Source organism: Nocardiopsis sp. MG754419 (genome assembly GCF_018207095.1).
Taxonomy (GTDB): Bacteria; Actinomycetota; Actinomycetes; order Streptosporangiales; family Streptosporangiaceae; genus Nocardiopsis.
In genome coordinates, this window is sequence record NZ_QOCZ01000001.1 from 21,978 (window position 1) to 36,899 (window position 14,922).

Sequence of the window (14,922 nt, forward strand, 5' to 3'; positions counted from 1 at the left end):
AGCCCCCGGCTTCAGCGTGTGCGCGAGGGCGACTGCGCGGGCGGGTCCGAGCGGCGCAGCCGCTCGAAGACCAGATCGAAGGTGAAGCCGGCGGTGAACCCCACGGGCACCACGAAGAACAGCAGCCGCCGCGCGTCCAGTGTTTCCAACAAGTCCGGAACGGTCAGCAACTGGGCGGCGACGTACGTCAGGACCGCCACCGCGCCCGCGCCCAGCCCGCGGGCGCAGGCCCGCAGCAGTGAGCGCGAGGACCCGAAGGAGTCGCGGATCAGCGCCCCGGACATCGCCGCGCACATCGGCGCGCCCAACAACAACGCCAGGGTGGCGGTGCCGATCGGACCGGGACCGGGGATGAACACGATCGCGGCCAGCGCGGCGATCAGCAGCAGGATCGCCACGACGAGCCCGCCCGACTCGGCCCAGCGACGGAGTCGGCTCGCGTGCTCCGCGCGGCGTCGGCTCTCGGCGCGGCGCTCCGACTGCGCACGCAGCACCCCCATCACCCGGCCGGCGGAGCCACCGGACCAGGACTCGCCCAGCACCCGCACGTCCTTCTCGGTGACGTGCAGTCCGGATCGGTCCTGTTCGACCCACACCTGTTGGGCGCACCCCCCGAAGGCCGCCAGGGGGACCACCGGAATGCCCTGGGCCAACGCCAGGATGCCCGCGACACGGGTGGAGCGACCACCGCCGATCAGCACCACACCGTCCGCCTCCAGCAGGGTCCGGTAGTAGGGCACCTCCCACTCCTCGCCGGTGTCGCGCACCGTGGTGATCCGTACCGAGGCTCCCACGGGCAGGTCCGGCACGTACTCCTGGTGTCGGGCCGGGTGGGCCAGAACACGACCACCCGGGGTGGGGGCCGTGGCGTACCCGCGCACCACCAGGGTCTCGGCGTAGTGGTCGCGGTCGGAGAACACCACCAGGTCGCACGAGGCCAGGGCCAGCTCCCGTCCCAGTTCGTGGCAGGCGACCCGCGCCGCGTCGACCTCGCGCAACGGGGGATCGTACGCGCGCCGCTCGTCGAGGCTGCCGATCACGGCGATCCGGGGGCGCTCATGCCGCGCGGCCGGATCGGGGGCGGGGGTGGCGCTCACGGTTCGGCGCTCCGTCCTGTGGTCGGGTCGGGGAGCAGAGCGAGCAGGGCGGTCGCCGCCGCGCGGTCCCCGGTCGTGTCGTACACCGCCCTGGAGAGCCAGGTGATCGCGGTGTCGGCGCGGTGCTGGCGGAAGAGGTGGTCCACGAGCCGGAGCATGCGCCGCCGCGCCGGTTCGGTGACGGGCCAGTGCCGGGGGTAGAGCCCCCGCGCCCCGCGCAGCCGGCCCAGACTCCGCAGGAACCCGCGCCAGGTCGTGTCCTCGCTCAGCGCCTCGATCCCGGACAGCGCCAGGGCGACGCGGACGTTGAGCGGGTCACGGTGTCCCGACCCGGTGGGCGGGGGAGTCGGCGGCCTAGCGGAGGTGTCCGTGCCCCCTGCGTCGCCGGACGTCGCGAAGGCCCCGCCGACGTCGGGATCGCCGCCGGCCCTACGGTGCACGGCGTCCCAGGCCGGGGGCGCCGACGCCGCCGCGCCCGAGGGCAGCGCCGGGAGTGGGCGTGCGGCCGCTCGGGCCACGGCCCGTCCCAGGCGGAAGCACAGGGCCTGGTACGACCGGGGGTCGGTGTGCATGGTGTCGAGCAGCCCCTCGTCGGCGTGTCCCAGCGGGCCGATCCAGTCGAGCCGTTGACGGTCACGGACCACCCGCGGCATCGGGCGGCTCAGCGGTCGCCAGACCAACGGCAGGATGGAGTGCGGTGGGTCGTCCAGGGGGCGGAAGAGGCGGACCCGTTCCTCGAAGATCCACCACTCCCGCGCGCACCAGACACTGTCGAGCTGGACGTCACTCAACAGCACGACCAGCGTGCGGGCGGTCGCGCAGTGTCGGGCCAGGTCAGCGCGCCAGTGTCCGCCGGGATCCAGGAAGGGGCCGCTCACCCCGAAAGCGTCGTCGTCGGAGTGCAGACGCACGGCCTCCTCCAGGTCGGCGTGGAAACGCAGGACGTGCCGTCGGTCGACCTTGCGGCCGCCGTAGCTGGTGAAGAAGGCGGCGGGGCGCACGGACCCGCCCACCCTGGCCTCGGTCTCGTGTTCCGTGCTCAGATCTCCGGCACCTCCAGTTCGATGTGGCCGCGTTCGCCGCCCTCCTCGCCCCGGTGCGCCCTGGTGCTGAGGTCGTAGTCGGCGTAGGCGATCTCGGCGTGCGGGTGCTCCGAACCGAACCTGTCCCTGAGCGCGGACTGCGCGCGCAGGTCCAGCGCGACCACCTCGGTGTCCCGCCCACCGGCGGCCACCAGGGCGTTGGCCAGGTTCACCGCGGCGCCCAGGGCGAGCGGGTGGTCCTCGCCCACCTGCGCGTTCTCGACCAGCCCCCGGTGGGCGCGCCGCCCCTCCCGCACGGCCCGTTCCGGGTCCTCGGATCGCCAGGCGTAGGTGGCCAGGTTGGAGCGGGCGGTGTGGGTGAAAGGGTGCGCGTCGCCGAAGACCTCCGCGTGGCCGGTGACGCACTCCTCGGCGCGCAGGAGCGCCTGCTCCCAGCGCCCTTCGGAGGCCAGGCAGGCGGCGAGTTCGAGGACCATCGCCAGACTGCGCGGGTGGCGGTCGCGGAACTCCGCCCGGTGGAGTTCGTAGGCGCCCTGGATCCGGCGCAGCGCCCGGTCCGGCTCGCCCACCAGACGTTCGGCGGCGGCCAGTTCCTTCAGGGCGTGGAGCGTGTGCGAGGAGCGCTCCCCGAGGACCCGCCCCAACATGTCCGCGGCCCGGGCCAGTTGCCGTCGGGCCAGGACGTGGTCACCGAGCCGGCGAGTGTACGTCGCCTCGGCGGAGGCGAAGATCCAGGTGTAGGCGTGCTCCTCGCCCAGAAGGTCGGCGGCGGTCCGGAACGCCTGGGCGGCCGCGGTCGCGGCACCCGCGTAGTCACCGCAGGCGGACAGGGACAGCGCCAGATTGTGCTGGGCCAGCAGCGTGTGCACGTACTCGGGGCCCCGCTCGGTCAGGTAGTCGGCGTGGATGTCCTGGTCGCACTCCAGGGCCTTGCGGAAGAGGCCCTGGGCGCGCAGGTCCGCCGACATGCCGCGTCGGGTGAGCAGGGTGAACGGGTGACGCGCGCCGAGGACCTCGGTCTGTAACTCCAGGGTGGTGCGGTTCAAGCGCCACGCCTGGAGGTGTTCGCCGTTGGCTCGGTGGACGTTGGCCAGTTGGGTGGCCAGACGGAGGCGCAGTCGGTCGCGCTCGCCGAAGCGAGCGGTCCACCGGTGCAGCAGACACGAGCCCAGCTCCAACGCGGTGTGGTATTCGCCGCGCCGATGGTGGTAACGGACCTGGTTGACCAGCCAGCGCCGGATGTCGTCGTGGTACCCGCGGTCGGCGCCCGAGGCGGTGACGTGTCGGCTCAGGTGTGCGTAGCGGCCGTCGTGACGGGGGTCCTCGGCCTCCTCGTCATGGGGTGCGTACCCCGCGAGGACGAGCCGGGTCGCCTCACGGATCCGCTCCCGTTCCTCCTCGGGCACGCGGTCGCGGACCACCTCCTGGATCGCCGGGTGGACCGAGAAGGTGCGCTGTCGCCGGTCGTGGCTCATCAACAGGACCCGGGTCAGTTGGTGGTGCACCGAGTTGAAGTTGATCTGACCGCTCCTGTATCGCGGGTCCGCGGCCCCGTACTCCTCCACGGCCTGGGGCGAACGCAGCAGGTCCTCGGGGATGTCCACGGGCGCCAGATGGGAGACCAGCCGCATCAGACGCAGGCTGGCCGGGTGGTGTTCCTCCAGGTCGTCCAGGGCCAGGGAGCTGCTGAGTCGCTCGGCGAAGGAACCGGCGCCCTGGGTGACGGAGCGCGCGCGTTCGTCCAGCAGGCCGATGTAGGCGCCGACGATCGTGTCCCAGTCGCCCTCCCGGTACGGCGAGGACAACCACTCCAGGGCCCGTTGGAGCAACGCGGGCAGGTGGCCCAGCCGGGCCGACAGGCGCAGGGCCGTGTCGACCGGGATGTCCGGCAGACGGGTGCGCAGCAGGTCCAGGGACTCCGCCTCGCTGAAGGGTCCCACCCGCAGACATCCTTCGAGGCCGTGGGTCTCCCATTCCCGGTGGTAGGAGGTGATGACGACGTGCCCATGGTCGTGGGGGACGAGCGTGTCGAGGTCGCCGGGCGGCCCCGCGTCGTCGAAGACCAGCAGCCATCGGTTCACCGGACGACCCTGTCGCAGGGTGTCCAGGACCGTGTCGAGTTCGTCGAACCGCTGCTCGGGGTAGGCGCGGGCGAGCTTGTGCTCCAGCCGCTCCAGCGACGCCTCGACCTGCTCGGGGTGGTCGGCGCCGATCCACCAGATGAGGTCGTAGTCGAAGCGGAAGCGCCGGATGTACTCCCGGACGATCTCCGATTTGCCGCTGCCGGGCATGCCCACCAACACCACCGGCGGCTTGTCGACCATGCCGTGGCCCAGACGGTCGCGGATGTGTTCGAGGTACCCCTCACGGCCGCTGAAGGAACGGCTCGCCCTGGGCGCGTTGTTGATCCGGACCGGGTCGGGAGGGCCCGCGGGATAGCGCGGCCCGTGCCCCGGACCGCGGAGCGTGTGGTCCTTGAAGGAGGGATCGAAGCGGGACAGCAACGCCTGGCGGGCGTCCTGTTCCTCACGGATCAGGAGGTTGATCCGTTCGAGGTCGGGCAGGTCCAGGGCGGGCGCCCCCTCGCCGACGGTCACCTGCAGCACCCGGGGGCGTGGGGCGGTGTCCGTGCCGCCCGCCGTCCGTTCACCGGTCCGTCGCAGGGCCTCCCGGGCGGCGGAACCCGCCAGGTGGGCGGAGGCGAGCACCATGACGATGCCGTGGTCCATGCCGGGGGAGTCCGGGGTGGTGGGGCGGTCCACCCTGACGCCGGCCCATTCGAGCTGGGCCCTGACCCAGTCGGCCCACACCCGGTCGCGGGGCGCGGCCAGCAGGGTCACCGCGGTGGTCGCGCCGTCCCGCGATCGGCTGTAGAGCCGCGCCGCCCTGCGTGACCGTTCCCGATCCAGGTGGCGTCCGCGCGGGACGGTGCCGTCGGTCAGCAGCGCGGTGAGCCGCTCGTAGGACCGGTACAGCGAGGTGGGCATCCGTGGGCGCTCCAGGAACGCGGCGAGGGTGTGGCGCTCGGCGACCACCGCCCGGTAGGGGATCTCCGCCCACTCCCAGTACGACAGCGGGTCGTCCTCCGGCACCTGGACGTAGGGGGAGAGCCGCGCGTAGGTGGCGTCCATGAGGGAGGACAACTGGGGCAGTTCCTGGTCCACCCGGGTCAGGACCGGGCGGACGCGTACGTGCGGTGCCTCGGCCCTCAGGTGCGCGGCGATGTCGACCGCCTTGGTCACGTGGGCGGTGTTCGGCGACAGACAGAGCGCCACCTGGTCGGCCAGCAGCTCCGCGCACAACCGCCCCAGCAGACCGTTGCCGGGAGCGGTGTCGACCAGGACGTGATCGTAGTCGGTCCGCAGGAGCCGGGTACGCAGAGCCCGGAGGAAGTGCCTGGCCAGGGGCATGGTGTCGAAGGTCGTGCCGAGGATCGCGTTGAGTCGGGTGCGGTGGTCGGAGTCCTCGGCCCCGGGGCCGAGATAACCGATCGCGCCTTGAGGGACGTCGGGGAGTACGGCCCAGCGGCTCAGCGGGTCGATCCGGTCGCTCAGGTCCGTTCCCCGGGTGCACACCCGCACCGGGTCCGCACCCGCCCGTCGAGAGTCCTCGATGATCCCGGTGATCATGTCCGTGAGTCCGTGGGGGCGTTCGCCGTGGAGGGCGAACAACGGGGCGAAGTAGTCCCGGAGTTCGGGGGTGCGCAGGTCGAAATCGACGAGCAGGACACTGCGCCCGGTACTGGCGATGGTCCAGGCGACGTTCGCGAGGGAGGTGGTGCAACTGCTTCCGGGCAGGGGAGCGTGGAATACGAGGATGCGTCCGGTGGAGCCGGTGCCCTCGCATTCGTGCTGGATCGGCGCGGCTTCGGGGGTTCCCTTTTCCATTGTTCGGGGGTTCCGTGCTCTGTTCGCGTCCGCGACGTGCGGTGGCCTGGGGAGTTGGTGTTCCCGATTTCACGCACGGTGAACCCCGGGTGAGTCGGCAGGAAATGTTCTCCGCGGGGCGCGCAGAAAGGTGTGGTGACGGTGGTGTTGATGTTTTGTGAGGGATGATAAAGAAAAAGGAAAGAGCCCCCGACCCGGGGTCGAGGGCTCCGTCCGTTCCGTCGCTTCAGTCCGTTCTGACCTTGATGTTCATTCGGGGCGGCCCGGGGCGATGGGGACCCGGTACTCCGACGCCCGGTCCTCCGCCATCGCCACCATACGGTCCTGCCGCTCGGCCGCGGCCGGCCGCTCCGGCTGGGGCACCTTGCGCAGTTCCCTGCGTCGACCGTGGCGACTCGCCAGGGCCACCGCCGAGGAGCGTCGCAGCCCCAGCTCGTCGCCCTCCTCCGCGAGGGCCCGACGGACTCGGGCGCGGTAGGCGTGCCGCACCACGAAGTAGACGACCATCGCGGTCACGAACACCACCAGGGTCTTGGCGATGGCGCCGAAGAGGTCGCCGAGGAGCGGCGTGTCGAAGAACCAGTGCACGCCCACCGCGATCAGGAGCAGGAGAGCGGCCCACAGCGCGCGGCGCTGGTCGGGGCGCCAGGAGGCGGCGGCCACCAGGCCGACCGCCGTGCCCGCCACCGCCGTCATGGCCCAGTGCGAGCCCAGGCCGGTGAGCACCACCCGCAGGATGAACGTCTGCACCACGGCGACGATCCCGTCCACGCCGCCCTGCATGGCGATCACGTTGAGCGAGTAGGTGAAGTCCTCGACCACCTGGAAGCCCAGACCCACCAGCGCGCCGATCACGAAGCCGTCCATGGGCCCGCGCACCACCCGGGGCGCCATGACGGCGATGAGGACGATCCCGGCGACCTTGAGGAGTTCCTCGTTGATCGGTGCGGTCAACGCCGCGCCCCAGGCGCTGCCGAAGGGCAGACCGCCGACCGTGTTCCAGACCGCGCTGAGGTTGCCGTTGGCCACGAGCGCGAGCCCCACGGCCGCGGTCATGCCCCAGATCAGGGCCAACAGCGAGAAGACCTTCGACGGTGGGGTGACCGGACGGACCCGCCTCAGCAGCCAGAACGCCAGGGCGCCGACCACGGCGATCATCAGCGCCGACAGCACCGACTGCCCGGGGAACACCAGGACCGCGCCGAGAAGGCCGTTCACCATCAGCCCGAACCCGACCACGCACAAGAGGCCGAACAGGATCGCGGAGGCCAGGCGTGGCAGGTTCTGCGAACCCCACCGCCCGGTCTGCGGAGCGGGCAAGCGCTCGGTGCCCTCATGCCCCTGCCCCGAACCGCGCGGTGACGGCACGTGGGCGTCTCGGGTGGACGGGCGTTCGGGTTCGGGTCCCGCGTGGCTCATGAACCGCCCTCCGTTCGGTCGAACCTGAGGGACTGGAGGAGTTTCTCCACATCGACCAGGTCGGACTCGCCTGCGCTACTGGTCGCCGTGGTCTCCACGGCGAACACACCATTGGGGGAGGGGAACAGGGCCGCCGTCCCCGTGGTCTGGTTGCTGTGCAGGGTCCCGGCCAGTCCCTCGGCACCCGCCTCGGAGGTGACCGGCTGCGGGTCGGTGAGGCTGGCGGAGGAGTCCCCGACCCGGACGAGGTTGCGCATGCCGTCCCAGAGTTCGGTCTCCGACACTCGCTCGGGTGGAGTGACCACGCTGAGCAGCATGACCACCGGACCCTTGCTGAACTGGTACCGCGAGCCCTCGGTGCTGGAACCCTGGTGGAGCTCCCAGCCCTCCTCGAAGGTCAGCTTCGCGTCGTACCCGGCGTCGGAGGCGACCGTCACGCTCCGACCGGCCGCCACGGGTGTGGTGTCGGGCAGGACGGCGTTCAACGCCATCCACCCGAAGACCAGGATCACGACCACGGCGGCGACGATGCCCAAGGGAATCCAACCGCTGCGTGGTCCGCCAGGCCGGGCGTGCCGTAGCCCCCCGCTCTCCTCCACCATCCTGCCCCCTCGCTGTACTTCGTGGTCCGACCAGCGAAACATCGGAGGCAGCCGGAAAAGACGAAGATTGGCCGCCTTGGCACACGTTTACGGCGATTTCACCAAATCCGGATCCGGCGCGAGGCCCGGGGCGCCGCCGCGATCGACGGAGTCGCATCTCCGCCCTTGGAGGTCTTGTCGAGTTCGTCGACCGAGCGGTGCCCCGTTCCTGGAACGCGGTTCCCTGCGCGTCGACCACCCGGGAGGCGACCTGCGTGAGAACCTGGGGTGGCGTCCCCGGGAACGGCCCGCACACCCCCTTGGCACGGCGACGCGGACATGATGGGATGCCAACGCCCGAAAGCGCACTCGAACCCGAAGGCCATGGCCAGCCGATGTCGAAGCACACCGATGCCCTGACCAGGGACCGCTCGTCCCTGGGACACCGCATCCGTTACGCCCTCCGCAACCCCGCGAAGATCGGCCCGTACGTGCGCCGATCCGCTCGTGACCTGCGCCTGCGCCTGACCCACCGCGACCACGTCTCCTACTACCGCGCGGTCATGGCCTCCGACGCCGCGCGCGACCCCCGATCGGCGGTCGGCAGCCGCAACGAGGAGCGGTGGCTCGCGCTGGGACGGATGCAGTTCGAGTACCTGGTCGACCACGGGCTTCGCCCCGAACACCGCATGCTCGACATCGGGTGCGGGAACCTCCGGGCCGGCTGGCGGTTCATCGACCACCTGGACGAGGGCGGCTACTACGGCATCGACATCTCCCCGGACATCCTCATGGCCGCGAAGAAGGTCCTGGCCGAGCGGGGGTTGCAGCGGAAGTTGCCGCACCTGACCATCACCCAGGACCTCACCTTCGACTTCCTCCCCGACCACCACTTCGACGTCGTGCACGCGCACAGCGTCTTCTCACACTCGCCGTTGGAGGTCATCGAGGAGGCCCTGGCGAACGTGAAGCGGATCCTCGCCCCCGGCGGTTTCTTCGACTTCACCTTCGACCGCACCGAGGGCACCGAGCACCACGTGCTGCGCGAGGACTTCTACTACCGCACCGAGACCCTGGTGGCCCTGGCCGAACGGCACGGACTGCGGGCGAGCTTCATGGACGACTGGGAGAAGCTCCCGCACGGCCAGTCCAAGATCCGGGTCTCCGTGCCCGAACCGGCGGAGTAGAAGGAACGTCGGCGACGGGGCGGCGGCGTCACCCACGGCGCACGGCGCTCGGCGGGGTCTCTCGCATGGCGCCCCCCGTTCCACGCGTCGTCGAACCCGTGAGGGGAACACGGAGCCTCGCCCGCCCGGTCGGCGGTGGTCCCCGAACCCCCGTGGTCGACCCCGTCCGCCCCCGCTCCTTCACCGAGTCCCTGTCACCGTCGAACACCCTGCCCCGCGCCGCCGGTGGGGGAGCACCAGGTGGACGCGTGTCGTGGTCCCGTTGCCAGCGTGACCCCGGCAAAACGGACGTCGAGGGCAAGAGGGCACAAGTGAACAGCGGGGATCAGGAGGAGCGTCGGTGGCCTCTGGAGAGCGTCGCCGTCCGGATTGGGAGTCCACCCGCGGGGGCTCCTTCGTCACCGCGCTGGACCCCGTCACCGGTGAGGTCCTGGAAGAGGAACGTGCGGACGACGAGCACGACGACGGTTGGGAACCTTTCGGCGATTCCCTGCTCACGGCCGAGATCGAATTCGAGACCGGGGTCCGGGCGGGGGAGGACACCTGGTCGCCCCGGGCCAGGGAGATCGGTACCGGAGAGGAACTCTGGAACACCCCGATGGGCGTGGGGGAGGCGGGCTGTACTCCGCGTGGCACGAGCGAGAACATCGCCTTGGTGGGGGACGTCGTCGTCGTTCCCCACTTGTGCGCGGGTCCCGAGGGGACCCGGACGATCCGCCTCTTCCGGAGTACGAGACGGTGCACGCGGCCGTGGCCCTCGACCTGACCACCGGGCGTGAACGGTGGCGTTGGGAGCGCACGGAGACGGAGGAGCCTCGCCAGGTGGGAGCGCCGCGGGTGCGTGCGGGGCGTGGTACCCCGATCGCGGGGGAGAGGCCCGTGGTGGTGGTCGGTGAGCAGCTGACCCGGGCCGGGACCTACCTGGACGCCGCTACCGGTGCGGAGGTGGCGGTCTTTCCCGACGAGGCGGTCGACGAGGACCGACGCTTCATCTCTCCCGACTTCCGGTTCCTTCGAGAGGACACCGGTGGGGTGCGGTTCTGGGAACAACTGCCGGAGGGCCGACGGGGGTCGCCCGTCTTCGCGCTGTACAGGGCCGACGCCGCCGAGGAGAGCGTCGACAGCGTGCGGGTCGAGGACGATCGGCGCAATCTCTTCTACGACGCGCGGAACACCGTGGCGCTGGCCGACTCCACGGTCCTCATGCCGCACACCGGCAGGGAGGGGGACCGTCCGGAACCGCGTGCGTTCTCCGTCCTGTCCATCCCCTGGGACGGAGGGGTGGAGGAGGCCACATGGATCGAGGTCGCCGCGCCGCCAGGCGAGGAATTCGACTACCCGGAGGGCGTCGAACACCACCTGCTTCCGGTTCCGGGCGCGGTGGTCTCCTACGCCGGTGATCCCGAAGCGAGGACGTCGAGTGAGACGCCCACGCTGTAGGGCCTGGTGCCCTGATCCCGCGGCCCGGACCACCGGTCCCGACGGTGGGCGGTGACCGGCCGGTCGGGGAACCAGAGCCGGCGCGCCGAGGCTGCGGTGGTTCCGCGGACGCGCGGCTCCCCGGAACACGGGGGCGTGTGTCGCGGTGCCCACCGGCGGTCCCCCTGCGGTCCGGGAGGGTGCCGTGGGTGGGATGGCGAGGATCGAGCCATCCCACCCACGGGAAGCGCAGGTTCCCGAGGTGCGCTCGGGCGCCCGCACCCGGGCCGAAACGACGTCCCTAGGCGCGGGTGTCGGCGGGCACGAACACCCGCAGCGCCGCGGGGCGCTTGCGGAACGTCATCGTCGGTGAGCCCTCCATGACCTCGCCGTCCACCGCGATCAGTCGGGGCTCGGAGGGAATGGCCAGGGTCAGCGACTCGGTGAGGCGTTCGGTGTACCCCTGCCCCGACAACGGTCGACCCAGCAGTACGTCGGCCAGGGCCCGCAGCCGTGGGAACGGGTAACGGGCGCACAGCACGCGTACGTCCAGACGGCCGTCGTCCAGGTGTTCCCGCAGCCCCGGAACCCGGGCGTGCGTCCGGTACCGGCAGTTGCCCACGAACGCCCACCACACCTTGGCCGGGCGTCCGTCCACCAGGGCCTGCGTGGGACGGACCTCCCGCAGGTCACGCCACAGCGCGAGCATGAAGGCCGGCCACTTGCCGATCCTCTCGGCCCACCGGTCCCGGCGCTCCACCATGTGCGGGTAGGACCCGAACGACGAGGTGTTGAGGAAGAGGTGTCCGTCCACCTCGCCCACGTCCACCCGGGCCAACCGGCGGTCCGCGAAGGCGCGCAGCGCGATGTCGATCGAGGTCACGCCCAGGGTGCGGGCGAAGTTGTTCAGGGTGCCGTCCGGCAGCACCAGCAGAGGGCGGTCGTGGGCCAGGGCCGCCGTGGCCCCCGCGTTGACCGTGCCGTCACCACCGGCCACCGCGAGCACCTCGCAGTCGCGCGCGGCCTTGTCCATGACCTCGACGATGTCGTCGTCGGCCGACATCGGCACGATCCGGGCCCGGGGCAGTTCCCGGGCCACACGCGTGGTGGTGTCGGCGGTGGTGAGCGTGGGCAGGGTGCCGTCGGCCGAGCGTGGGTTGAGCACCACGGTCACCCCGAAGCCCTCCGGGTCCACCGAGGCCTCGCCCGCGTCCACGGTGCGCGCACCGTGCACCAGTTCTGGCCGGGGCGGGATGATCGCGCGGGCCACCAGTGCGGCGGCGACCCCCAGGGCCGCCCCGCCGATCACGTCGCCCGGATAGTGGACACCGCTGTGCACCCGGGAGAAGCCCACGGCGCCCGCCAGAGCGGTCACCAGGGACGACAGCGGTACGGGTGCGTCGGCGGCGACCCCACCGGCGAAACCGAACGCCGCGGCGGTGTGGCCGGAGGGGAAGGAGGAACTCAGGTAGGAGCGGTAGGGGAAGCGGGCGGTGGGCACCGCCGAACTGTCCGGCCGTGCCCGCTCCGTCAGGTACTTGACGCCGGAGGCGGCGGCGTTGGCCAGGCCGGCCGCGGCGATGGCCCGCAGCGCGGTGCGCCGCAGCCGGGGGCCGCCGGTGACCGCGAGGGTGGCCGAGACCATCATCCAGGGGGCCATGTGGTCGGTGGCCTGGACGAACCGCGGCGTGTACCCGTCCAGTCTCGGGGTCCCCACACGGGTCACCCTGTCGTAGACACTTTTGTCGATGCGCTGGAGGCGACGCAGGATTCGCATGCTCCCAGCCTGGTAGGAACGGGATGAGTTGTCCATAAGCCGCGCTGCGGGGTCGCCCACGTACCGGGACCCTGGCGGGCGGATCACACCGACGCAGAGGCGTCCGTGCAGGTCAAGCGGTGTGCGCGCGAGTGGTGAACGCCACGGTGGGGGGAGCGTCGCGGCGCGTGTCCTCGGGCCGATGGCGGTCCGCGTGCGGTGCCGGCGGAGGGCGTCCGAGGGGCGACGCGCCGTGAAGCGGTGTCCTGAACCGGTCACCGGCCTCTCGGCAGGGCGGTCGAAGGCGCGCCGTCGCCGGTCCGGCGGGTGCGCGCGAAGGTCCCGCGGAGGACTCCGGCCGCTCGGTCCCGGCACCGGAATCGCCGCGTGGCCGGGGGTGACGCGCCGCACCGCCACCCACGATCGGGTCCGGGGCGGAGCGGCCGGCGACGGCGCCGCGAGCACCCCGGAAAGATCATCGCGCCGGGGTGCCGCGCGTGACCGGAACCGGCCCTGGGGATCACGTTTCGGAGCGGTCCAGGATGAGTACAGTTCGGGCGTTCCCCCCTGAGGAAAGGCGCCCATGTCCACCAACGAGAGCCCTGAACAGACCCACCTCGTGGTCCTGCACTCGTCCCGGCCCCTGGAGGTCGACCTCGGTGCGACCCACCCCGAGCACCGGATCACCGTCCTCACCGACGGTCCGCCGGGCGCGGTCGCCGAGGAACTCACACCGCCCGACACCGTCTCCATGCCGCGGAGCGAGTGGCACGACCAGCTCGCCCGGTGGACGCGCGGCGGACCGGTCGACGTGGTCACCTTCGACGAGACCTGCACCGAGGTCTGCGACGAACTGCGCTCCGCCTTCGGCCTGGGTCCGCTCCCTCCGGAGAGAGTCACGCCCTGAACATCACCCCCCTGCATTCCGAGCGCACCGCGCCCGCGCCGCCCGCCGGGACCGATCGACTCCGTCGCCGGATCCTGCTCGGACTGGGCGCCGGCGTCCTCTTCGTCGTCCTCGTGGCCGCGGTGTCCTGGTACCAGGAGCGGGCCGGGCTGATCCACGAGACCGCGCAGGAGGATCCGGGGCTGCCGGCCGCGTATCCGGTGGGACCGCCGGGGCACGGGTGGAGTTGGTCGCCTCCGGCGGACACCACCGTGATCGACCTCGTGCGCGGCACCCACGGGCCGGTCGCCCTGCTCGCCGACGGCCTCGTCGCCCTGGACGGCTCCACCGGACGGGAACTGTGGACCTACCGGGACCTGACCGCGCCCGCACTCGACCCACAGGCCCCCGTCGCCTCCGGCGGGGGCGTTCTGGGGGAACGTGCCTCCTTCCTTCGCCCGCCGGAGGGCGACGACCCCGGCCGGTTCGTCTCCCTGGACGCCGCCACCGGCACGATCGTCGGGGAGTGGGAGGTCCACGCCGACGATCTCGCCGGTGGGTGGAACGTGTTCACCCCGAGGGTGTACCTGCACTCCCTCACCCCCGGGGAGGCCGGGGCGCTCCCCGCGGACCTGGCGGCGGGCTCCACGGACCGGGGCGTCGTCCTGGCCCGTGCGCCGCAGGACGGCGAGGACCTGTGGGCCTTCCGCCCACCGTGGCCGACCGAGGTCTGCGCCACGCAGGGCGAGCCGCTGATCCACTCCGGGCAGGACACCGGTGTCTCTGGCTGGGTGGTGCTCGTCCACGCCTGTATCGGCGAGGACGAACTCGCCGAGCTGAGCCTGGGGGAGTTCCCGGACGACCCCCTGGTCTTCGCCGGCCGGGCCGAGACTTTGACCGCCAACGTCACCGCGCTGGACCCCTACACCGGCCGCGTCCTGTGGGCCGACACGCGGCCGGTGACCGACGCCGCGGACACGGTGACGCTCCGGTGGTTGGACCGTTCTCCGCCGATCCCGGGCGAACCACCGGCACTCCTGGCCGAGGCCGTTCCGGAACCGCTGACGCCGTTCGTGGTCGAACCGGTGGAGGGGCGCCGTTTCGTCTTCCCTGAGGAGGCCGTGGACGAGGCGTGGTCGCCCGTCGACCCCGGCGTGCGGATCCTGCGCGCTGACACCTCGGGTCTGGTGGTGGCGGTGGACCGCGTTGACGAGGCCTACGTGCCCGACGCCGAGTGGGCCTTCGACGCGCTCAGCGTGGACCCCGAAGGCGCGGTCGAGGCCTCCGTCACCGTCGACGAGGAGGGTGTCACCGAGGCGCACCTCGCTCACGCGGTGGCGTTGGAACAGACCCTCCTGCTCCCGACGCTGGACACAGAGGAGGGCCGGGCGCGGGTGTACACGGCCCCGTTGGACGGCGGAGAGGAGGGCGGAGCGTGGACGGTGTCCCTGCCGACCTCCCGAGCCGACGCCGAACACCGGCTGTTGGCGGTGCCGGGCGCGGTCGTCTCCCATCTCACCGACGGCGCACGTGTCACCGACATCCACGGACTGGTGCCCTGACACCGCCTCCATGTCGCGTTTCGGTCCTCATGTCATACGGTGAGAAGTCATGACCGAAAAGTGCGCCGAGAAGCCCCTCGGAATC

General features: G+C 71.8%; 11 protein-coding genes. 5 read left to right on the top strand and 6 right to left on the bottom strand.

Features of this window, described 5'->3' with window-relative positions; translation table 11 throughout:
* Window positions 1–11: 11 nt before the first annotated feature.
* From DSY14_RS00115 to DSY14_RS00135, 5 genes are all read right to left on the bottom strand, one after another.
* Entirely contained in the window at window positions 12–1,097 is a 1,086-nt protein-coding gene (locus DSY14_RS00115; RefSeq protein ID WP_211714316.1) for a hypothetical protein, read from the bottom strand.
* Window positions 1,094–2,098 (bottom strand): toll/interleukin-1 receptor domain-containing protein, encoded by a 1,005-nt coding sequence (locus DSY14_RS00120; RefSeq protein ID WP_211714317.1) that lies wholly within the window; start codon window positions 2,096–2,098, stop codon window positions 1,094–1,096. Before DSY14_RS00120 ends, DSY14_RS00115 begins: the two co-directional genes overlap by 4 nt.
* A 38-nt stretch (window positions 2,099–2,136) precedes the next feature.
* Window positions 2,137–6,027, bottom strand: a complete 3,891-nt coding sequence (gene fxsT, locus DSY14_RS00125; protein WP_211714318.1) for an FxSxx-COOH system tetratricopeptide repeat protein — start codon at window positions 6,025–6,027, stop codon at window positions 2,137–2,139.
* Between the two features lie 249 nt (window positions 6,028–6,276).
* Window positions 6,277–7,446: a PrsW family intramembrane metalloprotease gene (locus DSY14_RS00130; RefSeq protein WP_211714319.1), complete on the bottom strand. Its 1,170-nt coding sequence runs from the start codon at window positions 7,444–7,446 to the stop codon at window positions 6,277–6,279.
* Window positions 7,443–7,982 (bottom strand): hypothetical protein, encoded by a 540-nt coding sequence (locus DSY14_RS00135; protein ID WP_249187091.1) that lies wholly within the window; start codon window positions 7,980–7,982, stop codon window positions 7,443–7,445. Before DSY14_RS00135 ends, DSY14_RS00130 begins: the two co-directional genes overlap by 4 nt.
* 440 nt (window positions 7,983–8,422) lie before the next feature.
* Between DSY14_RS00135 and DSY14_RS00140 the strand changes: the two genes are divergently transcribed.
* From DSY14_RS00140 to DSY14_RS00150, 3 genes are all read left to right on the top strand, one after another.
* Window positions 8,423–9,214 carry a class I SAM-dependent methyltransferase gene (locus DSY14_RS00140; RefSeq protein ID WP_211714321.1) on the top strand — a complete coding sequence of 264 codons (792 nt, stop codon included), beginning with the start codon at window positions 8,423–8,425 and terminating at the stop codon, window positions 9,212–9,214.
* Between the two features lie 340 nt (window positions 9,215–9,554).
* Window positions 9,555–9,980 carry a hypothetical protein gene (locus DSY14_RS00145; protein ID WP_211714322.1) on the top strand — a complete coding sequence of 142 codons (426 nt, stop codon included), beginning with the start codon at window positions 9,555–9,557 and terminating at the stop codon, window positions 9,978–9,980.
* Entirely contained in the window at window positions 9,965–10,654 is a 690-nt protein-coding gene (locus DSY14_RS00150) for a hypothetical protein (RefSeq protein WP_211714323.1), read from the top strand. Before DSY14_RS00145 ends, DSY14_RS00150 begins: the two co-directional genes overlap by 16 nt.
* 280 nt (window positions 10,655–10,934) lie before the next feature.
* Here the strand turns inward: DSY14_RS00150 and DSY14_RS00155 are convergent, their stop codons facing one another.
* A complete protein-coding gene (locus tag DSY14_RS00155; RefSeq protein ID WP_211714324.1) occupies window positions 10,935–12,410 on the bottom strand; it encodes a bifunctional phosphatase PAP2/diacylglycerol kinase family protein in 1,476 nt (491 codons plus the stop codon).
* A gap of 562 nt (window positions 12,411–12,972) precedes the next feature.
* Between DSY14_RS00155 and DSY14_RS00160 the strand changes: the two genes are divergently transcribed.
* Window positions 12,973–13,296: a hypothetical protein gene (locus tag DSY14_RS00160; protein ID WP_211714325.1), complete on the top strand. Its 324-nt coding sequence runs from the start codon at window positions 12,973–12,975 to the stop codon at window positions 13,294–13,296.
* 122 nt (window positions 13,297–13,418) lie between these two features.
* A complete protein-coding gene (locus tag DSY14_RS00165) occupies window positions 13,419–14,837 on the top strand; it encodes a PQQ-binding-like beta-propeller repeat protein (RefSeq protein ID WP_211714326.1) in 1,419 nt (472 codons plus the stop codon).
* The last annotated feature ends 85 nt before the right edge of the window (window positions 14,838–14,922 follow it).